This window comes from Acrocarpospora sp. B8E8 (genome assembly GCF_039871605.1).
GTDB lineage: Bacteria > Actinomycetota > Actinomycetes > Streptosporangiales > Streptosporangiaceae > Acrocarpospora > Acrocarpospora macrocephala.
This window is the reverse complement of record NZ_JBDPLV010000017.1, coordinates 96,879-118,547: the sequence shown is the minus strand read 5'-3', so window position 1 is coordinate 118,547 and position 21,669 is coordinate 96,879. Positions and strand designations below refer to the sequence as shown.

The window sequence follows — 21,669 nt, the reverse complement described above, 5'->3', positions numbered from 1 at the left end:
CAGCGGGGTGCGGTATCGGCGCGTCACGGCTTCGCGTTGAACGAAGCCTCCCAGGTCAGGCGGCCCACGATGCCGTCATCGTCAAGATCTACCCGGCGCTGGAAGGTCTTGCAGACGTCCCGGGAGCGCTGGCCGTACGCGCCGTCCACGTCGAGTTCGAAGCCGATGCGCTTCATCTGGGTCTGCCAGGTCCGCACGTCGTCGCCCCGCATGACCGGCGGGAACTTCAGCAGCCGTCCCGGCCAGCGCGGCGCGCCGGGCTCGACCGGCGGGTCGCCGCCGCCGGGCCGGGGCGCGCCCCGCTGAACCCAGGCGTACAGCGGGCCGCCCGGGCAGTCGGTGGCGTAGCCGTCCCGATGCCCCTTGATCTCCCGCCCCGCGCCGCCTTCGGCCCGCAGGTACTCGATCGCGTCCAGGATGCCGTGCAGGATCTCGTCGGTGGGCTCGACCAGGCCGGCGTTGCCCACCAGGCCGAGCACGGCGTAGTGACCGGAGTTGAGCCCGGCCCCGTTGGCTGCGGGCACGTGCTTGGGGCCGCGACCGGCGAAGACCTTACGGTGGGCACAAACTACCATCGAGTAACCGATATCTATCCAGCCATTCCCATCCATGTGGAAATTCTGAATTGATTTCACCATTGCCACACATTTGGCGTGATCGGTGATGATGGCCGGATCGACTCGCCCGCCCGTGTAGTGCACTTTCACGCCACGCGTCGAACTGAGCGGCGAATAGGACCCCTTCGGGGCTCGCGCGCCCCAGGCACTGCGGGTCACGAGGTCGATGGCCACGAAGATCTCCCGTATCTGGTTAAGGTATCCGAGCGTATTGCGGAACGGTCTACAACAGTGCCCGATTGGCCGAATCGGCATCGACTATGCGTGTTCCCCGCGATCCAGGCGAATCACCCGGGGGCGATGGCGATCACGGTGATCAGGTCGGCCGGAGTCAGGTCGGAGGCTGGTCCGGGGTCTCACCCTGATCCAGGCGAATCACCCGGCGGTCGGTGACGATCGCGGTGATCAGGTCGGCGGGGGTGACGTCGAAGGCCGGGTTGAGCGCCCCTGTTCCGTCGGGCGCGATCTTCACCCCGCCCAGGGAGACGACCTCGGCCGCGCCGCGGTCCTCGATGTGGATGGCGTCGCCGGTGGGGGTGGCCAGGTCGATCGTGGCCTCGGGGGCGATGACCAGGAACGGGATCCCGGCGCGGCGGGCGCCGAGGGCGAGCGAGTAGGAGCCGATCTTGTTGGCGGTGTCGCCGTTGGCGGCGATCCGATCCGCGCCGATGAGGACGGCGTCGGCGGCTCCCCTGGCCAGCAGGAACGGTCCCGCCGAATCGACTATCAGGCGGTGCGGCGCGCCCATTCTGGCCAGTTCCCAGGCGGTCAGCCTGGCCCCCTGGAGCAGCGGCCTGGTCTCCAGCGCGATGGCCTCGGCGAGCGCGCCGCGCTCGTGCATGGTCTGGATGACGCCGAGCGCGGTGCCGCGTTCCACGGCGGCCAGGCCGCCGGTGTTGCAGACGGTCATCACCCGGGTGGCGGCGTGCTCGGCCAGCAGGTCGGCGCCGCGCGCGCCCATGGCCAGGCAGGCCGCGACGTCCTCGTCCCTGATCTCCAGCGCCCGGGCCAGCGGGTCCGCGCTCGCCGCCGCCTGGTCGACCCCCCAGGCCAGGTTGACGGCCGTGGGCCTGGCCGCCCGCAGCGGCGCGATCGGCTCGCCGGTCCTGGCCGCGAGCGCGACGCCCATCGCGCCCGCGACCCCGAGCGCGGGCGCGCCCCGGACCGCCAGCCGCTGGATCGCGTCGATCAGATCCGCGACGGTGGTGATACGCAGGTACGTCAGCTCGCCCGGCAGCCGGGTCTGGTCGACGAGCATGATCGCGTCATCAACCCAGTCAACCGTCCTCACATCGGACAATTTATCGTGCCCTTAGATGCGGGCCGCCAGGTCGAAAAGCACCTCGTCGTGACCCCGCGCCGCCATCAGCGACAGGCCGAGCGGGCGGCCGTCGAGCAGCCCGGCGGGCAGGCTGAGGGCCGGGCTGCCGGACAGGGGCGCCAGGCAGTTCAGCCGTAGCGTCATAAGCCTGCGGTCCTCGGGGCGGCCGAGCGCCGGAGCCGCGCCCGGGGCGGTGGGCAGCACCAGGATCCCGCCGCCGTCGAGCAGGACCCGGATCCGGTCGGCGGCCTCGTCCAATGCTTTGCGAGCGAGCGTGACCTCCTCCCGGGTGAGCCCTTCGCCGCGCCGGAATCGCGCGCCCACGCCGGGGCCGAACTCCGGCCGTTCCCGGGTGATCCACTCGCCGTGGCAGTGCCAGGCCTGCGCCGCCTGCGCGATCGCGAACGCGTCGGTGACGTCGTGGCCGACCGGGGTGCGGTGCACGGGGAGCCCGAGCCGGGCGATCGCGGGGGCGAGTGCCGCCCCCACCCGGGGCGACTGGTCGGTCCACAGGTCGGCGGGCACGCAGAGCCGGGTGGCCGTGCCGCTTCCGCTGCCGTCCAGGAGGACCCTGGCCGCCTCGCGGAGCAGGGCGAGGTCGCGGGTGAGCAGGCCCGGGACGTCGAAAGTGGGGGCGAGGGGGACGATCCCTTCGCGTGGGGCGCGGGCGTGGGTGGGGCGGAAGCCGTACAGGCCGGTGTAGGAGGCGGGGACGCGGATCGATCCCGCGGTGTCGGTCCCCAGCCCAAGATCGGCCCGCCCGGCCGCCACCGTCGCGGCCGATCCGCTGGACGACCCGCCGCAGACATGCCCGGGCGCGGCCGGATTCTCCGGCACGCCATAGTGCTGATTCGTCCCGCCCAGACTGTAGGCCAGCTCGTCGGTATGCGTCTTCCCGGCCAGTACGGCTCCCGCCGCCCGCAGCCGCGCCACCGCGACCGCGTCCTCTCCTGCCGGGTCGTGCGTCTCCAGCCACCGCGGATGCCCCGCCCCCGTCGGCGTGCCCGCTACATCGAAGACGTCCTTGACGGCCAGCCGCACCCCCGCGAGCGGCCCGGAACCCTCCTGCGACTCTGATTCTGACGGCGTTCCCCACGACACGAACGGATCGATCCCCACCCATCCTCCAAAGTGGCCAGGTCGAACGTCCCGGTTACGCTACTCCCCACTCCTATGCCAGCCCAATTTCACGCTCGGTATGCCAGAGTTTCCGGGAAGTTACACATATAATCGCTGCGGCTGACGCGCCACGTCGCGATCAACTAACGTTCGGCGCCGTCCTGTAGTGAGGTTAATTCCGGAAATTACCGGCAATTCCGGCGAACGATGAGAACGGGGCCGCAACGCGACAGGAGCCGCAAGGCCTCACGAGTGCCCTCAGGCCTACATCGGTGCAGTTCGCGCCACCAGGGGCCAACGATAAGCAGATCGGGCTGGAGATCAGGTATGCCTCGGTTACGGTTCGTCGCGTTGGCGATCGCGGCGGCGACGGGCGCCGTCACGGCCGGTGTCGCCGCCAACCAAGTCATCAACGACGGGCAAATTAGTTGGACGTGGGCATATCTGGCTTTCGGTTTCACCGTCCTCGTCGCCCTTCTGACAGCGGCGGCGGCCGAACCTTCCAGGCTGAACTCCCCCTTTCCGCACATCCGGCGTGGGGTCTATCTGCGGCAATTGCGCGCTTCCGTCGCCGACATGGAGACGATCGGCGTGGTGACGCAGGGGGAGTTCGTGCTCCGGATGCGCCAGGTGTACGTGGACGTGACGCTCCAGCCTCGTCCCGCGCGAGACACCGCCGGAGACTCAGGGCTAGGTGCCGGATCGCAGGAGATCGGCCGGCCGGGTGAGCGGCGATCGTTGGCGTCGTTCCTGCGCGAAGGGCGAGTGTTCGCGGTTCTGGGGGCACCAGGATCGGGAAAGACCACTCTGGCCAGATACACCGCCCTGGCGCTCTCCGAGCCGAACCGGCGCGTTCTCGGGCGCGAGTTCTGGCGTTCCCGGCGCCTGCCGGTTCTGCTCTATCTGCGGGGTCATACCGCCTCGCTCCTCGCGGAGGAGCCGGAAAGCCTGGCCGAGGTGGCCGTGTCATCACCTTGGCTTCGTGACAGGATCCCGGCCGCGTGGCTGCGCGGACGGCTTGACCGCGGCCGCTGTGTGGTTCTGCTGGACGGGCTGGACGAGGTCGCGGACGAGCAGGATCGAAAGCGTGTGGTCGGATGGGTTCACGATCAGATCGCCCGGTATCCGCGCAACACCTTCGTGGTGACGTCACGGCCATACGGCTACCTGTCCAACCCGCTGACCAATGCCGACGTCCTACACGTACAGAGGTTCACGGCCGACCAGGTGTCCCAGTTCCTCCATTCCTGGTACAGGGCCATCGAACGGCGCTCCCGTCTGGGACGCGACCAGGACGTCCACGAGATCGCGGAGCAGAAGGCCCTGGACTTGATCGGCCGGCTGCGCGGCCAACCCGCGTTGCACGACCTGGCCGCGAATCCGCTCCTGCTCACGATGATCGCCAACGTGCATCGCTACCGGGGAGCGCTGCCGGGCAGCCGGGCGGCGCTGTACGCGGAAATGTGTGACGTTCTCCTGCATCGCCGCCAGGAGGGCAAGAACCTGGCCGACCCCACCGGTCTGACCGGACCCCAGAAGGCGGCTGTCATGCGGCATCTCGCCGTCCACATGATGGTCAGTAGGCAGCGCGACATCACGTCGGCGGAAGCGCTGCGGGTCGTCAAGGAACCACTGGCCGAAGTCTGCGGCCAAACGAGCATCACTCCCGATGTCTTTCTCAGCGAAGCCAGCAAGAGCGGCCTGCTGGTGGAGCGCGAGCAGGGCCTGTTCGCGTTCGCCCATCTGACCCTCCAGGAATATCTCGCGGCCGCGCAGATCAAAGAGCGTCCCGATGACCTGCGCCATCTGCTGACGGGAAACGCCGACGACCCGTGGTGGCGGGAAACCAGCCTCTTGTGGGCCGCCGACGCCGACTCCACTCCCCTGATCGAGGCATGCCTGCGCGCTGGGACAATCCGAGCTCTGGCTCTGGCGTTCACCTGCGTTGACCAAGGCAGGCAGGTTCAGCCAGCGATCAGGGACAGACTCGACCGAATGCTCGACCCCGGTGAGGCCGTCAGCGTGGAACGGCGACGCCTCATCGACGGGGTCACCATGCTGCGCGCCCTCCACAACGTGATCCATCTGGATGACGGGACGGCGATCTGCTCGCAGTTGGTCACCACTGACATGTGGAACAGGTTCGTCCGGCATGAGAATCTTCGTGGCCGCCACACGCCTTCCGGAGATCCCGGCGCGATCACGGCCACCGGGATGCTGGCAGACGACGCAGCCCGCTTCATCTCGTGGCTGAACAACCTGTTCGACGACGGCCTCACCTATCGGCTACCCACTCCCGGCGAGGCCGACCATCGGTATCTCCAGATTCTGCCCGGGTTCCGCGAACATACTGTCTGGGCCCATGATGGCAAGCGGTTAAGCCTTGTGGCCCAAGACGCTCCGTGGCCGTACGACCCAATGCCCGGTCAGGTGGCCCGCTACCCGGAACTCATCCTCGCCCACACACATATCTTCATTCGTCTTTCCATGATCATTCCCGAGGTCCGGTCACTGACCAACCTTTTGACCTATGCGCAGGTATTCTCGGCCGCTCCCGACCGATTACCGATATTCGAGCTGATCTCCGCTCTCGATCTCGCGGCCACGATTGTGAGAGCGCGGACCTTGGCAAGCCAGACGATCCTGGCTGGCCGTCGTCCCGATGAATCACGCCTGCAGGAGCTTGACGACATCCTCGCCCGCGCTTTGTCCATGACCCAGCACCGCGTCCTTACTCGCAATCTCACCAGCGTCAGGGATGCCGTTCGCTCACACCTTCGCCCGTCGATCGGCGGCGTCCCGGAACTCGTTTTCGACGAAAAGAACGGAACCCTCGCCCGAGCAGTCGATCTCGCCCTTCAAGTGGCTTCCACCGCTAACCGCGAGATCGGCCTGAATATAGAACTCAACAGTCAGGTCGACCTCGGCGGCGCGCTCGACCTCGCGCTCGACCACGCCTTGAAACGCAACCCCAGGATCACGCTTCGCGGCACTTTCAACGGCCGTGCCGCCCTGACTCACTCACCCGCCCACGCCGACTCCCTTCTCGACACTCTGGCTCGCCACCAAGAGGAGCCGCGCCACGGCCACACGGAGGCCTACGACGCGCGAATTCAGGCGATCGACCGACGCTCGGAGCTCAAATTCCATCGTGACCACCGACTTCGGCTCACCCGCGCCCTCATCGCCGATCTCGGCGCCCGGCCTTTCGAAGTACTATCAATAATGGCTGCGGCAGCGGAAGGCCTGGTCTACTCATGGGTCAATTCATCCAACGGATCGAGGAAACAAGAGACCACTTTCCAGGAGTTCTTGAATGACAGCCTCTCAAAGCATCTCCCCAACGGCTCCCACGAAGACCCCGCCACGGCGCTGCAACACATATCGGAGAAGCTGACGGAAAGCGGTGCGGATTTACGGGTTCTCACTCTGGTTGGTTACGCGAAAGGTTTGATCACTCGAGTGCTGGATCGAACCGCACCGCCGGGTGAACGCGACATCGTCCTTTCTGTCGCCGCCCTTCATGCCGCGACCCTGCAGCTTCGGGACAAATCCGGGGACAGCAATCAGGCCGCTGTCAAAAGCCTTGGCGGCGTGATCAACACATTGATCGCTCTCACCGAGCCGGATGAGGGGCCGGTCGCCAATCAAGCTCTCCTGCTGGTCCGGAACTAGCTCGAAGCACGACGGCAGGCGGCGGGCATCGGCCGTGACGGAAAATGCGTCGACAATCAGCGGCCCGGGTGAGGATCATGGAGGGTATGACCAATGTGGTGAAGGAGGTCCAGTTCTCCACGCCGCCGGAGCCGCTGGCGATGAAGGTGTGGATCGATGACAGCGACAGCCCGGCCGATGTGATCGACGCGCTGGCGTTGTCGCCGTTCGCCACGGGGGAGCAGCCGTGGGCGCGGACGGTCACGCTCGACCGGATCCGCGCGGACGCGCCGTTGACGGCCTCGCGTGGGCGGCTGCTGCGGTCGGCGTCGGCCGTGGACGGGCCTGACGCCCGGCTGTACGGGGGCGAGGGGTGGACGCTGCGGGTGGTGCGGTTCACCAACCAGTCGGCGACGATCGCGGTGACGGCGGTCAGCGAGGAACTCGCGGTGGCGATCGTGGCCGAGGTCGTCAAGGACGCCGAGGAGGAGGCGCCGAAGGACGCGGACGTGGTGTCCATGGGGTTCTGGTGGATGAGCGAGCACGGGCGCCGCCGGTCGGGGAAGAAGATCACGACGTCGCCGTGGGACACCGTACGGGCGAATTATCCGCGGGCCGCCACCGGGCGGCTCGACCAGCTGATGGCGACGCGCCCGGACGACGTGAACGGGCGGCTGCTGCTGTTGCACGGCCCGCCGGGGACGGGCAAGACGACGCTGCTGCGCACGCTGGCCCGGGAGTGGGCCACCTGGTGCCAGGTCGACTGCGTGCTGGACCCGGAGCGGCTGTTCAACGATCCCGGCTACCTGATGGAGGTCGCGGTCGGCTGCGAATGCCCGGATCACGGGGAGGGCAAGTGGCGGCTGCTGGTGCTGGAGGACTGTGACGAGCTGATCCACGCCGAGGCCAAGGCGTCCACGGGACAGGGCCTGTCGCGGCTGCTCAACCTCACCGACGGCCTGCTCGGCCAGGGGCGGGACGTGCTGGTGGCGATCACCACGAACGAGGATCTGGCCCGGCTGCACCCCGCCGTGGTCCGGCCGGGCCGCTGCCTGGCCCAGATCGAGGTGGGGCGGATGGACAGCGAGCAGGCGGCGGCCTGGCTGGGCACCAGCGAGGGCATCGGCCCGGCGGGGGCGACGCTGGCCGAGCTGTTCGCGCTACGTTCTGGCCGCGCGCCCATCGAGCCGGAGCCGGTCGGCGGCATCGGCCTGTACCTCTAGCAGGTAGGACGCGACCTCGGGGAGCTGGTCGACGGCCAGTTTCCCGTCGTCGCGTACCCGCCCGATCTGTTCCCTTTCGATGGCCCGGCTCCACGGGAAGCCGGGCGGCAGCCTGGACCCGGCCAGGTAGACGTTCCCGAACATGATCGCGGGTACGGCGGCGACGGCCTGCCCGAGCACGCGCGCGCCGCTGCCGTGCCCGGCGAAGTGGATGGCGCCGTGCCGGTGGCGGGCGTAGACCTGGCCGTACTCGTCGAGGAAGGCGCGCGCGGGCACGGTCCTGACGTCGGCCCGCCCGGCCAGGGCCTGCCGCAGGGCCTGCCAGGTCCGGTCGCGGGAGCGGCTCAGGAACACCACCGTCCTGGGTTCGACGGTCAGCAGCGGCGTCGTCGGCCGGACCGGACCGGCGACCGCCGCCCAGAGCAGCCGGTGGCTGCGCGGCAGCGTGTGGTGGGCGGCGCCGGGGACGGTGACGTGCCGCGCGTTGCCGAACTGCTCGACATCCAGGCTGTCGTCCCGGGTGACCACGGTGTCGAGGGTGCCGAGCAGCTGCACGACCTGGATCCGGTCGTCGGCCCGGTCGAAGTGGTCCAGCCACCGCAGCCGCAGATCCGTCAGGTACGGCGCCCCGCGCCGCAACTCCGCCATGGTCCGGCCGGTGAACGACAGCCGGCCCGCCTCGACGCCCCGGTTCGGGGCGGCCAGCAGCACCATCCGGCTCACCCGCTGGGCCCAGGCCTTCATCTCCCTGCTGTCGTCGTCCCCCTGGGCGATCAGGTACGCGTGCCGGAGCAGCAGCCCGCCCACGCTATGCCCGACCAGGATGATCCGCCCGAGTCCCCCCATCTCCGCCCACACACCGGCGATCCACGCGCTCAGCTCCCGGGCGAGCGCGGCCGCGGAACGGTTGCTCCACGGCCGGACCTGGACCGGGGACACCTCGGCCCGCCACGACTCCCCCAGGTCCGCGGCCAGGCGGGCGGCCGGTGAAGGGTCGCCGTCCAGGCCGGGGACGTACACGAGCAGGTTGTCTCCCATGCCGGCAGCCTGGCCCGGCCAGGCCACCGGCACATGAGTACACCCCTACCTAAAACGTGACGAGCGGGTCGCCCACGAAGTCGGCGATGAAGTTGACGAAGAAGAAGCCGAAGAAGAGGAAGTTGAGCACCAGGATCAGGTGGTGGTACCAGCGCGGCCGGGCCGCCTTCGGCAGCCTGCTGTTGAGGTACATCAGCAGGAACGGGTAGATGAGCGCGCCCAGGTTGGACATGTTGGCCGACCACTGCACCAGGCTGACCGGCAGCGCCAGGTGCAGCACCACGGCGATGATCACGAGCAAGACCAGCATGAACGGGTAGTAGAAGCGGCGCGGGTCGCCCTCGATGAGGGTGCGCAGGCGGGTGCTGGTGCCGTGGGCGGCGTCGGTGGTGACCCGGACCATGGCCTCGAAGATCCCCAGCTGGGTGGAGAACAGGATGAGCACGCCGAGGATGAGGATCAGGTAGAACATGCCCCGGCCGTACTCGTCGCCGAGGGCCGCCGCCACGAACGTGGGCACGTTCGCGGTTGTCGGTCGGTCTCCCGACATCTCGACCGCGCGGGCCATCAGCATGGTGGGCAGCAGCATGCCGAGGATCGCGCCGACGAAGAAGACGCCCCACATGTCGGTGAGGAGCAGCCGGTACCAGCGCTTCCAGAGCTTCTGGTTCTTCTCGTCGTCGGGGAAGGTCACGCCGCTGGACAGCAGCTCGGTGCGCCCGCCGCGCATACCGGAGATGAAGCCGGTGCGGTAGCCCATGCCGTAGCCCTTGTCCCGGTAGTGGCCCATCACGTACCAGTTCAGGCCGGAGGCGAGGGCGGTGAAACCGGCGAGCGCGCCGAGCTGGGTGGCCGAGATCCCGGCGGGCGGGGCCGACGGGGTGACGAAGCCGCGGATCGCCTCCCACCACTGGCTGAACGGCACCACGAACAGGTCGATGACCAGCAGCCCGAGCAGGATCGCGCCCACCATGATCCAGTTGGCCAGCTCCAGCGCCCGGCTGACCCGGCGGGCGGCCGCGGTGATCAGGAAGACCAGGAGCAGCAGCGCGATCGCCCACAGCCGCGGCTCCTCGGCTCCGGCGGGGGGAACCTCGCCGTGCACCAGCGCGTACACGCCCTGGCCCGCGGAGGCGGCCCAGCCGCCCGCGATGAAGGCGAAGATGACGACGAAGACCGAGAGCGGCACCCACAGCAGGAAGCCGGGCGGGACGCGGCCCCAGCCGATGACCGGGGCCTCGCCCGTCGCCATGATGTAGCGCGAGATCTCGACGTTGTAGAAGGTTTGCAGCAGGGCCGAGATGGTGATCACCCAGCCGACGCCGATGAAGCCGTACTGGCCGACGGCCTGCGGGCCGAGCAGCCACTCGCCGCTGCCGATGGAGATGCCGAGCGCGATCAGGCTCGGGCCGACGGCGAACTTGATCAGTTCCTTCGGCCCGATCCGGGAGACCTTGAACACCTCCTCCGGGGCGGGCAGGTCAGCGACGGCCAGATCCGGGCGGCTGACGCCTAGGGGACGGGTCGAGGAGACTTCGGTCATGGGGCGCCTTCCTTCTCGCGCGGCCCCCCGAGGTCAACTTCGAGCCTTACTCCAACTCCTCACACCGGCAAGACCCATTTGTGAACCACTGTTCGTCCATGATCCGACACGATGGGACGGAGAACCGACGACTCATGGACAGGGCACGATGACCGAGGTAGCCGAGATCTGCTCGCAGTTGATCCGCATAGACACCACCAACCCCGGCCCGGGCGAACGTCTCGCCGCCGAACATGTGGCCGGCCTGCTCGCCGAGGCGGGCATCGAGCCGACGCTGATCGAGTCGGCCCCCCGCCGGACCAGCGTGGTCGCCCGCGTTCCCGGCGACTCCCCCGACGCGCTGCTCGTCCACGGGCACCTGGACGTGGTCCCCGCCGACCCGGCCGAGTGGAAACGCCACCCGTTCTCCGGCGAGATCGACGGCGGCTGCGTGCACGGCCGGGGCGCGGTCGACATGAAGGGCAGCCTGGCGATGACCCTGACCCTGGTCCGCGACTGGGCCAGGCGCGGCGTGCGCCCCCGCCGCGACCTGATCCTCGCCTTCCTCGCCGACGAGGAGTCCACCGGCGCGTACGGCTCCCGCTACGCCGTCGAGAACCATCGCGAGCTCTTCGACGGCTGCACGGAGGCGATCAGCGAGTCGGGAGGCTTCAGCGTCACCGCCGAGGGGGCCAGGATCTACCCGGTGGCCGTCGCCGAGCGCGGCACCGCGTGGATGAAGTTCACCGCGCGCGGCGTGGCCGGCCACGGCTCCAAACCGCCCGTCGACAACCCGGTGGCCGAGCTGGCCCGGGCGCTGACCCGCCTGGCCGACTACACCTGGCCCATCCACCTCACCCCGGAGGTGGCCGCCCTGATCGAGGGACTGGCGGAGGCGCTCGGCACCCCGATCGACCTCAACGCCCTGGACGCCGAGATCCGCCACCTCCCGCCGGCGGCTTCCGCGCTGTTCAAGGGCGTGATCCGCAACTCGGCCAACCCGACCATGCTCCGCGCGGGGGGCAAGGTGAACTCGATCCCCGGCAAGGCGGAGGCGCACGTGGACGGGCGGTTCCTGCCCGGCTCGCAGCAGGAGTATCTGGACACGATCGACCGGCTGATGGGGCCGAAGATCACCCGGGAGTTCCTGAATCTGGAGGAGGCGCCGTCGGCGCCCGTGCACGGGCTGTTCGACGAGCTCTGCGCGGCGCTGCGGCGGGAGGATCCGCGGGCGCGTCCGGTTCCTTATGTGATGAGCGGCGGGACGGACGCGAAATCCTTCGTCCGGATCGGAATCCGCGGCTATGGGTTCACGCCGCTGCTGCTGCCGCCGGAACTGGACTACTTCGGCATGTTCCACGGGGTGGACGAACGGGTTCCGGTGGCGGGACTCGAATTCGGGGTCAAAGTCCTGGATAACCTGCTGGGTCCGGAGATCGGCGTTTCCGGCGACCTTGGCTGACCACACTCCGGACCGGCCGGACGGCCCGCCTCTATTTAACACGGCATCGGCAATGCCTGATACCGGTGCCGACAAATAAACGATTAGCCCCGATTAATATTGCGGCACAGCAGGACGGAACAGAACTCGGAAAAAACGGGCATACGGCACACTCGGAACAAAGAGTTTTAAGGCTGGCAACCAAAAAGCCCCCACCGGCACCGTTAACTGATAGCATCGCCGTCCTAGCCAGCCTGTCGCGTCGGCATGGCGGCGGGCGTTCTGGCACGTCATAGCCCATGAAAGGGTTCAGGAGCGATGAACAATCAACACGGCGAGTTCGCCTCGAACATCTCAGACAATCGGAGGGTCTCGCTTGCGCAAGGGCAGCCAGACCCCCGCACACTACAGCGGGTTAAAAGCGATTCTACCGTATCGCCGGTCAAAGTGGCAGCGTTTCAGTCTTCAATTTAAACTCGGGCGGACAGAATGGCCGGGCAGAACATACCACTGGATCAATTCGTAATTAAAATTCATAGTCGATGCGACCTGGCCTGCGACCATTGCTACGTTTATGAGCATGCGGATCAGAGCTGGCAAAGACGTCCCGTGGTCGTTAGTCCGGACACCTGTGCACGGGTAGCCGCGCGTATCGCCGAGCACGCGACTCGCCATCGCCTGCCCAGGATCGATGTGATCCTGCACGGTGGCGAGCCGCTGCTGGCCGGGCCCCGGCGCCTGGACGACATCCTCACCACGTTACGCGGCGCGCTTGAAGGCGTCACCGAGACCACTTTTAAGGTCCACACCAATGGCGTGCTGCTGAACCAGGTATACCTGGATGTCTTCGGCAAGCACCGAGTCAGCGTCGGCGTCTCGCTCGACGGCGACCGCGCGGCCAACGACCGGCATCGCCGCTACGCCAACGGCAACAGCTCGTTCGACAAGGTCATCCGCGGCATCCGGCTACTGCGCGACCGGCCGGAGCTGTATAGCGGCCTGCTCTGCACGATCGACGTGGCCAACGACCCGATCACCGTCTACGAGGCCCTGGCCGAGCTGGACCCGCCCAGGATCGACTTCCTGCTCCCCCACGCCACCTGGGAGGCGCCCCCGCCTCGACCGTCGCCGGTGGCGTACGCCGACTGGCTGATCAAGATCTTCGACCGCTGGGAACAGGACGGGCGCCCGTTCGGCATCCGGCTGTTCGACTCCGTGATCGCGACCATGTACGGCCGTCCCAGCATGACCGAGGCGATCGGCCTGGAGCCGAGCACCCTGGTCGTCATCGACACCGACGGCTCCTACGAGCAGCTGGACTCGCTGAAGGTCGCCTTCGACGGCGCGCCCGCGACCGGCTTCGACGTCTTCAACGACTCGCTGGACGAGGTCGCGCGGCACCCCGGCGTCCAGGCCCGGCAGCGCGGCCTGGAAGGGCTGGCCGAGAAGTGTCGGCAATGCCCTGTCGTGACCTCCTGCGGCGGGGGTCTCTACCCGCACCGGTTCCGCGCCGGGTCCTTCCTGAATCCGAGCGTCTACTGCGACGATCTACTCAAGCTCATCACTCACATCAAGGAGAGCGTCGCGATGAGCCATCACTCGCTGACGGCCGCCACCCTCGACCTGCTCGCAAGCGGATTCGGCGGCGAACGGGAGATCCAGGATCTGGCCGAGGCCCAGAACAGCCTGCGCCGGTCGCTGGCCATGGCGGTCAGGGAAAGTGCTCCGGACAGCTGGGCCGCTCTGGTCAAACTGGACGAGCGGGCACCCGCCGCCGTCACCAAGGTGCTCGCCCACCCGTACGTCCGGGTCTGGGCGGTGGACCGGTTGGATGGCAAGAACAGCCCCGACTACCTGGGCAACATCGCCGCCGCCGCGGCCAGTGCGAGCGGCTCGTTCACCGGTTCTTTCACCGCTGAGGTGAGCGATGGAGCGGTCCACCTGCCCGGCGTGGGCACCTTCCGCGGCGCGCTGCGCGGCCCGACCGCCACGGTCTCGGTGACCGGCGGAGCGGTCGACGTCCCGGGGGCGAGAGGCGAATGGGAACCGGTCAGGTTCCTCGACGACGAGCGCCGCGTGCTGCTGGAGGACTGCGACCCCTACCGCAGTTGCCACCAGTGGCCGTCCGCCGCCCGCCTGTCCGACGCCGAGTTCGCCGCCTGGCGTGAGCGGTACGCCGCCGCCTGGGAGTTCATCACCGCCCACCTGCCGGAGTACGCTCCGGGCCTGCGCGCCGGGCTGACCGCCCTGATGCCGCTGTCCCCGGCGGCGGACGGCCGGGACGTCAGTTCGACCGCGCGGCACGCCTTCGGCGCGGTCGCCGCGGCCCTGCCCCACGACGCCGCCACCATGGCCCTGCTCATCGTGCACGAGTTCCAGCACGTGAAGCTGGGCGCCATCCTGGACATGTTCGACCTGTACGACGAGCACGAGACCGGCCTCTTCTACGCGCCCTGGCGGGACGACCCCCGCCCGATCGAAGGGCTCCTGCAGGGCACCTACGCCCATCTCGCGGTCACCGACTTCTGGCGGCGGTACCGGCATGTCTCCGGCGACCCCGCGACCGCTCACCGGCACTTCGCGCGGTGGCGGGAGCACACCGCCACCGCCATCGAGACGCTGGCGGACAGCGGGGCCCTCACCGAGCTGGGCGCGCGATTCGCCGCCCGGATGCGCGAGACGGTCGCCCCCTGGCTCGCCGAGGAGGTTCCCGCCGAGGCGCTGGCCGCCGCCCGGGAATCCGCGCGGCGGCACCGGGAGGCGTACGAAGCCCGGACTCGATGACAGGCCTGCGAGCCGGGCTGCGCGCGCTCGGCCTGCGCGCGGGACAGACCGTGCTCGTGCACGCGTCACTGCGCCGCCTGGGCCCCGTCCCCGGCGGCGCGGCCGCGGTGGTGGCGGCGCTGCGCGAAACACTCGGCCCCGACGGCACCCTGGTGGCCCCCGCGTTCACCACCAACAACTCCGACACCTCACCCGGCTTCCGGGAGGCGACCGCGGGCATGGCGGCGGCCGAGGTGGCCGAGTTCCGGCGGTCGATGCCCGCCTTTGATCCCGCCACGACGCCGCCCTGGCGGATGGGCCGGATCGCCGAGGAGATCTGGGCACTGCCTGGAACGCTCCGGAGCGGCCACGCGCAGACCTCCTACAGCGCGATCGGCCCGCTGGCGGCGAAGCTGACCGACGCGCACGCGCCGGAGTGCCATCACGGCGAACGTTCCCCGCTGGCCCGGCTCTACGACGTCGGCGCGCACGTCCTGCTGCTCGGGGTCGGTTTCGAGGTGTGCACCGCGTTCCATCTCGCCGAATATCGGCGCCGGCCCGACCCGCCCACCCGCGTCTATCGTTGCGTGATAGACGTCGGCGGAGGCCCTCGATGGCAGGAATACCGGGATGTCGCCCTGCACGATGGCGACTTCGCGGCGCTTGGCGCGGCTTTCATCGCGACCGGAAGCACCAGAATGGGCCTGATCGGACGTGGCAGTTCCCACTTCTTTCCATTAACCACCGCCGTGGATTTCGCGATCACCTGGATGCGCCGGCACCGCGCGCCGGAATAATCAGGCCGATCTGGTCCCCCCGGGCCGCCCCTTCTGTGTTTCCATAAGGGAAACCCAGAAGGGAGGCGGATGGATCAGCGACCGACTTCTCCGGGGCCCTATTTCTTCTTGAGCTACGCCCACACTCCCACACATGTTCCGCACCGGCGCGCCAACAAGTGGGTGGCCAAGCTGTTCAGCGACCTGTGCGAACACATCCTGCAGCTCACCAACCTGACCGACCCGGCGCAGGCCGGTTTCATGGACATCGGCCTGCGGTCCGGGCACTTGTGGCAGGAACGGCTGGCCGAAGCGCTGGCCACGTGCCGGGTGTTTGTCCCGCTCTACTCGCCACGCTATTTCGAGAGCCTCAACTGCGGCCGCGAATGGACCGCGTTCGCCCGAAGACTGAGCAACCATGTGGGGCCGGACGGGCAGGCGCCAGAGGCGATCATTCCGGCGTTGTGGACGCCCATGACGCCGGAAAGCCTGCCACTCGCGGCGAAGGAGATCCAGTTCTCCTACGAACAACTGGGCGCCCGCTACCGGGAGGAGGGCTTTTACGGTCTGGCGAAGCTGGCGGCCCGGCGGACGCAATATCAGATAGCCACCTGGGAGCTGGCCAACCGAATCGTCTTCGCCGCGCAGAACACCTGGATCCGGCCGGCGGATCGGCTGGATTTCGAATCGCTGCCGAGCGCCTTTCTGGACCACCAGGCGGAGCGCCTGCTCCGGCTGACCATCGTCGCTCCGGATCTGGCCCGATTACCCCCCGAGCGCACCGCGTACTACTACGGGCGGGCCTGCGAGGAGTGGAATCCGTACCGGAGCGAGGACAATGCGCGGTCGCTGTGCTCGTACGCGGTGGATATCGCGGCCGCGCACGGCTTCCGCGCGCGGATCGGCTCGCTGGCCGATCACCTGCCGGATCTGCGCGAGTCGGAGAAGGCCGACCACCCCAGCGTGATGATCATCGACCCGTGGGCGGTCACCCACCCCGGCTTCCTCACCGCGCTCAGCGACTTCGACAAGCTGCGGCGGGGCTGGGTGAGCGTGCTCGTGCCGTGGAATCTGGACGACGAGCAGACGCGGGAGCGGGAGCCGGAGCTGCGCCAGGCGCTGGAGAAGGTGCTCGGCGAGCGGCTCACCGATCCGCACACCGAGACGGTCACGTCCTTCGCCGCGTTCAGGCGCGCGTTGCCCGACGCCCTCGGCCGGGCCACCAACCAGTTCCTGGTGATCCCCCCGATCGGGCAGGACGTCCCCGTCGAGCCAATGACCCAACGACCAAGGCTGATGGACCCCGGAGGAGGCTGAAATGAACGACACTGACGGCCAGATCATCACTTTCTACTCGTACAAGGGTGGCACCGGACGCACGATGGCGCTGGCCAATACCGCCTGGGTGCTGGCCAGCCAGGGTCTGCGCGTGCTGGTGATGGACTGGGACCTGGAATCTCCGGGGTTACACAAGTTCCTGCGCCCGTTCATGGACGTGGACGTGGTCACCTCCACGCCGGGCGTGATCGACATCATCACCGACTACGCCTTCGAGGCGAAGAAGCAGAAGTCGGACCCGCACGCGGACCGGCGGCCCGACCTGCATCTGGCCTACGCGCAGGTGCTGCCGCACGCGACCTCGCTGTCCTGGGAGTTCCCCGGGGTCGGCACGCTGGACTTCATCTCGGCGGGGCAGGAGAACCGGAACTATTCGTCGCTGGTGTCCGGGTTCAATTGGGACAACTTCTACGGTGAGCTGGGCGGCGGGCGGTTCCTTGACGCGCTCAGGGACAACATGAAGCGCAACTACGACTACACCTTGATCGACAGCAGGACCGGGTTGAGCGACATCGCCGACGTGTGCACGCTGCAGCTGCCCGACCTGCTGGTCGACTGCTTCACCATGACCGACCAGAGCATCGAGGGGGCCGCCAGGGTCGCGCACTACATCGACGAGCGGCACCACAAGCGGGACGTGCGGATCCTGCCGGTGCCGATGCGGATCGACGACGGGGAGAAGGAGAAGCTGGACGCGGGCCGCCAGTTCGCCAGGTCCATGTTCGAGCAGTTCCCGAAGGGCATGAACGCCGAGGAGCGCAACCAGTACTGGGGATCGGTGGAGATCCCGTACAAGCGCTTCTACGCCTTCGAGGAGACCCTGGCCACGTTCGGGGACACGCCCAGCTCGCCCAGCTCGCTGCTCGCCGCGTACGAGCGGCTGACCGCCGCGATCACCAACGGCAAGGTCACCGCCCTGGCGCCGATGGAGGAGGCGGTCCGGGTCCGGTGGCTGGAGACGTTCACCCGGCGGCAGCCCGTCGACCATGCCGACATCGTGCTCAGCTACACGCCCGAGGACCGGATGTGGGCGGACTGGATGACCTCGGTGCTGGAGCACGCGGGCTGCCGGGTCACGCCCAGGGCGCTCACCGCCAACAGCGGGCAGGCGGACCCGATCGATCCGGCCAGCCGGGTGATGGTGCTGCTGTCGCCGTCGTTCACCCGCGCGGCGCAGCCGCTGGAGGACTGGACCCAGGTGATCAGCGCCGACCTGGCCGGCGGCCCGCGCCAGATCACCCCGTTGCGGGTCGCCGACGTGCGACTGCCGCCGTCGTTCGCGGACCGCCCGCCGGTCGACCTGTACCGGCTCAGCCAGCAGCAGGCGACTGACGCGGTGCTGCGCGCGGCCGGGCGGGATCCGGGTGAGTACCCGGCCGACCACCCGCCGCTGGGGTCCCGGTATCCGGGCCTGATCCCGCCCATCTGGAACGTCGGCCTGCGGAACATCTCCTTCACCGGCCGCGGGTCGGCGCTGGAGCGCCTGCGCGACCAGCTGGTGGGAGCCTCGCCGTCCACCGGGTCCACGCAGAAGGTGGCGGCCCTGTTCGGGCTCGGCGGGGTGGGGAAGACGCAGGTCGCGCTGGAGTACGCGCACCGGTTCCGGGCCGATTACGACCTGGTCTGGTGGGTCTCCGCCGAGCAGCCCGAACTGATCAACACGGCGCTGGCCGAGCTGGCGCTCAAGCTCAACATCCGGGTCAGCGAGAACGTGGTCGAGGCCGCTCAGGCGGCGCTGGAGGCGCTCCGGCTGGGCCGCCCGCACGCCCGCTGGCTGCTGATCTTCGATAACGCCGGGGAGCCTGAGCAGCTCCTCGACTACCTGCCGGACGGCCCCGGACACGTGCTGGTGACCTCGCGGAACAAGTCGTGGGGGCCTACCGCGACCCCGTTCGAGGTGGAGGTGTTCAGCAAGCAGGAGAGCCTGGAGCACATGCTCAGGCGGGTGGAGACGCTGAACCCCGCCGAGGCGCTGGCCGTCGCCGAGGAGCTCGGTCACCTGCCGCTGGCCGTCGAGCAGGCCGCCGCCTGGCTGGCGGAGACCGGGGTGTCGGCCAGCAAGTACATCGACGAACTGCGCTCGCAGACCGCGCGGATCCTGTCCACCGACCCGCCGGCGGGCTACCCGATGCCGGTGGCGACGACCTGGAACCTGTCCCTGACCCAGCTGCAGGAGCGTTCTCCCGCGGCGGTGCGGATGCTCCAGCTGTGCGCGTTCTTCGCGGCGGAGCCGATCTCGCTGGAGCTCATCTACAGCAATGAGATGATGAAGGCGCTGCCGGAGGATCCGATGCTGGACGGCCAGAAGGCCATGCTGCCCCGGCTGATCCGGGAGATCACCCGGTTCGCGCTGGCCAAGGTGGATCCGGGCAACAACTCCATCCAGCTGCACCGCCTGGTCCAGGTCGTGATCAAGAGCCAGATGACTCAGGAGGAGCGCGAGTCGACCTCGCACCTGGTGCACGACATCCTTGTCGGAGCCCGCCCGAGCAAGGGCGAGGTGGACAACCCGGCAAACTGGCCGCTTTATGACATCATCTGGCCGCACCTGGTCCCGTCCGAGGCGCAGAACTGCGTCCAGGAGGAGACGACCCGGCTGCTGCTCACCGAGCGGGTCCGCTACCTGTGGCTGCGTGGCCAGTACACCGAAGCGATCCAGTTCGGCCAGACGCTGGCCGAATTCTGGGAGCCGAAGTTCGGCCAGGTCGAACGGCAGCGCCTCTACATGCTCTTCGCGGTCGCCAACGCGCTGCGCTCGCTGGGCCGCGAGCAGGAGGCCATGCAGCTCACCGAGTGGGTGCTCGAGCGGCAGACCGAACTGCTCGGGCCCAGCCACGCGCACACCCTGCAGACCACCAACAGCCGGGCAGCCGACCTGCGCGCGGCCGGGCGGTTCGCCGAGGCGCTCGATCTGGCCCGGGACACCTATGGACGATGGAAGGACCTGTTCGGCGAGGACTACGAGATGACGCTGAAGGCGGCCAACAACCTGGCGGTGTCGTTCCGCCTGGTCGGTGACTGCTTCAACGCCAGGGACCTGGACGAGGACACGCTGGACCGCAACAGCCTGGTCAAGGGCCCCAAACATCTGGACACCCTCGGCTCCGCCCAGAACCTGGGGCGGGACCTGCGCGAGGCGGGCTTCTACACCGAGTCGATCAACCAGCTGCGCGACACTCTGGAGCTTTACCGGGAGGCGTTCAGCGACGACTACATCGAGTCCCTGCGCGCGTCCAAGAGCCTGGCGGTCTCGCTCCGCAAAGCGGGTGAGCAGCAGGAGGCGATGGTCATCGCGCAAGGGGTCTGGGAACGTTTCCAGCGCAACTACCCGTCCTCCCCCGAAGCGCTCGCCGCTGACTTGGAGCGCGCTTCCTGCCTGTCCGCGCTGGGCAACAAGGAGCAGGCCCGGCTGGTCGCCGAGGCCGCTTATCTGGAGTACGCCAAGCGGATCGGCGCGGCCCATCCGTTCACCCGGGTGGCCGCCAATAACCTCATGATCTACCAGCGCTGTCTCGGCGCGGCCAAGGAAGCGCTGGCGACCGGCGAGGAGGCGCTGGGGGCGTTCCGCGCGCAACTGGGCCCGAACCATCCGTACTCGCTGTCGTGCGCCCTCAACGTCGCCAACTGCCTGGCGGATCTGGGGCGGCTGGCGGAGGCCGAGACGATGCTGCGGGAGACGCTGACCGGCCTGGAGAACACGCTCGGCCACCGGCATCCCGACACCATGGTGTGCCGCGGCGACCTGGCCATCGTGCTGCGGGAGCAGGGCCGGTCCGAGGAGGCCACGGAGCTGCAGGCGGCGACCCTGCAGGCGATGTCGGACAAACTCGGCGAGGAGCATCCGACCGTCCACGAGCTCCGGCTGTGGCGGCGGATCAACCGCGATCTGGAACCTCAGCCGATCTAGTTGCGCCCTTCCCGGATGAGCCAGAGCATCACGTCCGGCAGGACGTCGAGGGCGCCGAAGTGCGCGGTTCCGCGATCGATGCGCAGAATGGCGCCGGGGATCCGGCGGCCGAGCCAGCGGGCATGCCCGACCGGGGCGTAGACGTCCTGCTCACCGTGCCACACCAGGGTGGGCACGGTGATCCGGGCGGGGTCGAACGACCAGTCGGAGCAGAAGGCCACGATGTCGTCGACCCAGCCGTCTGCGGACGCCCGGAGCGCCTCGGAGAAGTTGTCCAGCAGCATGGTGCGAATGCCGAAGTCGGCGATGGTCCTGCGGTCGGTGGCGGTGTTCTCGGTGGCCAGGCCGCGCAGCTTGCTGGCCGGGTCGGCACGGATCTGAGCCACCGCGGCGGCCAGGCTGGCCGCGACCGGGGCGATGCCGCCCTGGCCGATGGTGTACTCGCGGACGTTGGAGGGCGCCATGCCCTCGAACCAGTCGAGCCCCTCGGCCTTCGGCGGGGCCAAGCCCACCAGCGCGGCCACTTTGGTGATGCGGTCGGGCAGCAGCGCGCCGCAGGCGAGCGCGTGCGGCGCGCCACCGGACCGGCCGACGACCGCGAACCGCCCGATGCCCAGGGCGTCGGCGATGGCGGCGACGTCGGCGGCGATGCTCGCGATGGCGCGGCCCTTCAGCCGGTCGGAAAGACCATAGCCGGGCCGGTCGAAGGTGATGAGCCGGACTCCCAGGTGATAAAGCACCTGGGGCCGTGGAGCCGGACCGACCCTGCTCCCGGGTGTGCCGTGCAGCAGGAACACCGGGCTGCCATCAGGTGCCCCCCGTTCCTCAACCGCCAGTCTCCTGCCATCCGCTGTGCTCACGAGCACGGTCAAGGTGCCTCCCCGTCAACGCTCCCTTATGAGGTTTTCCCCCAGATGCGGTCGCTTGTCCATGCCTCTCGACGTTCGGGT

General features: G+C 68.7%; 13 protein-coding genes. 7 read left to right on the top strand and 6 right to left on the bottom strand.

The features are described from left to right. Positions 1 to 23: 23 nt before the first annotated feature. From ABGB08_RS18930 to ABGB08_RS18920, 3 genes are all read right to left on the bottom strand, one after another. On the bottom strand, positions 24 to 575 hold the full coding sequence (locus ABGB08_RS18930) for a peptidoglycan-binding domain-containing protein (RefSeq protein WP_347591991.1): 552 nt from the start codon (positions 573 to 575) through the stop codon (positions 24 to 26). A gap of 373 nt (positions 576 to 948) precedes the next feature. After that, positions 949 to 1,908, bottom strand: coding sequence for an S-methyl-5-thioribose-1-phosphate isomerase (mtnA, locus tag ABGB08_RS18925; RefSeq protein ID WP_347591989.1), 960 nt, complete (start codon positions 1,906 to 1,908; stop codon positions 949 to 951). Between the two features lie 21 nt (positions 1,909 to 1,929). Continuing rightward, positions 1,930 to 3,057: an amidase gene (locus ABGB08_RS18920; protein ID WP_347591987.1), complete on the bottom strand. Its 1,128-nt coding sequence runs from the start codon at positions 3,055 to 3,057 to the stop codon at positions 1,930 to 1,932. A 351-nt stretch (positions 3,058 to 3,408) separates the two neighbouring features. On the opposite strand from ABGB08_RS18920, the gene ABGB08_RS18915 reads away from it, so the two are divergent. Further along, positions 3,409 to 6,732 carry an NACHT domain-containing protein gene (locus tag ABGB08_RS18915; protein ID WP_347591985.1) on the top strand — a complete coding sequence of 1,108 codons (3,324 nt, stop codon included), beginning with the start codon at positions 3,409 to 3,411 and terminating at the stop codon, positions 6,730 to 6,732. An 86-nt stretch (positions 6,733 to 6,818) separates the two neighbouring features. Next, entirely contained in the window at positions 6,819 to 7,934 is a 1,116-nt protein-coding gene (locus ABGB08_RS18910; RefSeq protein WP_347591983.1) for a DUF5925 domain-containing protein, read from the top strand. Here ABGB08_RS18910 and ABGB08_RS18905 read toward each other — a convergent pair. Beyond that, a complete protein-coding gene (locus ABGB08_RS18905; RefSeq protein ID WP_347591981.1) occupies positions 7,872 to 8,972 on the bottom strand; it encodes a hypothetical protein in 1,101 nt (366 codons plus the stop codon). The genes ABGB08_RS18910 and ABGB08_RS18905 overlap by 63 nt on opposite strands. Positions 8,973 to 9,021: 49 nt before the next feature. Then, positions 9,022 to 10,515, bottom strand: a complete 1,494-nt coding sequence (locus ABGB08_RS18900) for an Nramp family divalent metal transporter (protein WP_347591979.1) — start codon at positions 10,513 to 10,515, stop codon at positions 9,022 to 9,024. A 148-nt stretch (positions 10,516 to 10,663) separates the two neighbouring features. On the opposite strand from ABGB08_RS18900, the gene ABGB08_RS18895 reads away from it, so the two are divergent. The 5 genes from ABGB08_RS18895 (at position 10,664) to fxsT (ending at position 20,719) form a co-directional block, all read left to right on the top strand. After that, positions 10,664 to 11,956, top strand: a complete 1,293-nt coding sequence (locus ABGB08_RS18895) for a M20/M25/M40 family metallo-hydrolase (RefSeq protein WP_347591977.1) — start codon at positions 10,664 to 10,666, stop codon at positions 11,954 to 11,956. Between the two features lie 468 nt (positions 11,957 to 12,424). Next, the gene (locus tag ABGB08_RS18890) at positions 12,425 to 14,719 is read left to right on the top strand and encodes an FxsB family cyclophane-forming radical SAM/SPASM peptide maturase (protein ID WP_347591975.1); all 2,295 of its coding nucleotides are present in this window, start codon (positions 12,425 to 12,427) and stop codon (positions 14,717 to 14,719) included. Continuing rightward, the gene (locus ABGB08_RS18885) at positions 14,716 to 15,495 is read left to right on the top strand and encodes an AAC(3) family N-acetyltransferase (protein WP_347591973.1); all 780 of its coding nucleotides are present in this window, start codon (positions 14,716 to 14,718) and stop codon (positions 15,493 to 15,495) included. Before ABGB08_RS18890 ends, ABGB08_RS18885 begins: the two co-directional genes overlap by 4 nt. 69 nt (positions 15,496 to 15,564) lie before the next feature. Then, complete coding sequence (locus ABGB08_RS18880; RefSeq protein ID WP_347591971.1) at positions 15,565 to 16,791, top strand: TIR-like protein FxsC; 1,227 nt, start codon at positions 15,565 to 15,567, stop codon at positions 16,789 to 16,791. Position 16,792: 1 nt separating this feature from the next. Then, positions 16,793 to 20,719, top strand: coding sequence for an FxSxx-COOH system tetratricopeptide repeat protein (gene fxsT / locus ABGB08_RS18875; protein ID WP_347591969.1), 3,927 nt, complete (start codon positions 16,793 to 16,795; stop codon positions 20,717 to 20,719). Here the strand turns inward: fxsT and ABGB08_RS18870 are convergent. Beyond that, entirely contained in the window at positions 20,716 to 21,585 is an 870-nt protein-coding gene (locus tag ABGB08_RS18870) for an alpha/beta hydrolase (protein ID WP_347592065.1), read from the bottom strand. The two genes, fxsT and ABGB08_RS18870, sit on opposite strands and share 4 nt — an antisense overlap. Positions 21,586 to 21,669 lie beyond the last annotated feature (84 nt).

Coding starts and splice junctions, on each gene's coding strand:
- ABGB08_RS18895 (WP_347591977.1), top strand. CDS start 10,664: ATGACCGAGGTAGCCGAGATCTGCTCGCAGTTGATCCGCATAGACACC.
- ABGB08_RS18910 (WP_347591983.1), top strand. CDS start 6,819: ATGACCAATGTGGTGAAGGAGGTCCAGTTCTCCACGCCGCCGGAGCCG.
- fxsT (WP_347591969.1), top strand. CDS start 16,793: ATGAACGACACTGACGGCCAGATCATCACTTTCTACTCGTACAAGGGT.
- ABGB08_RS18880 (WP_347591971.1), top strand. CDS start 15,565: ATGGATCAGCGACCGACTTCTCCGGGGCCCTATTTCTTCTTGAGCTAC.
- ABGB08_RS18905 (WP_347591981.1), bottom strand. CDS start 8,972: ATGGGAGACAACCTGCTCGTGTACGTCCCCGGCCTGGACGGCGACCCT.
- ABGB08_RS18890 (WP_347591975.1), top strand. CDS start 12,425: ATGGCCGGGCAGAACATACCACTGGATCAATTCGTAATTAAAATTCAT.
- ABGB08_RS18885 (WP_347591973.1), top strand. CDS start 14,716: ATGACAGGCCTGCGAGCCGGGCTGCGCGCGCTCGGCCTGCGCGCGGGA.
- ABGB08_RS18900 (WP_347591979.1), bottom strand. CDS start 10,515: ATGACCGAAGTCTCCTCGACCCGTCCCCTAGGCGTCAGCCGCCCGGAT.
- ABGB08_RS18930 (WP_347591991.1), bottom strand. CDS start 575: ATGGTAGTTTGTGCCCACCGTAAGGTCTTCGCCGGTCGCGGCCCCAAG.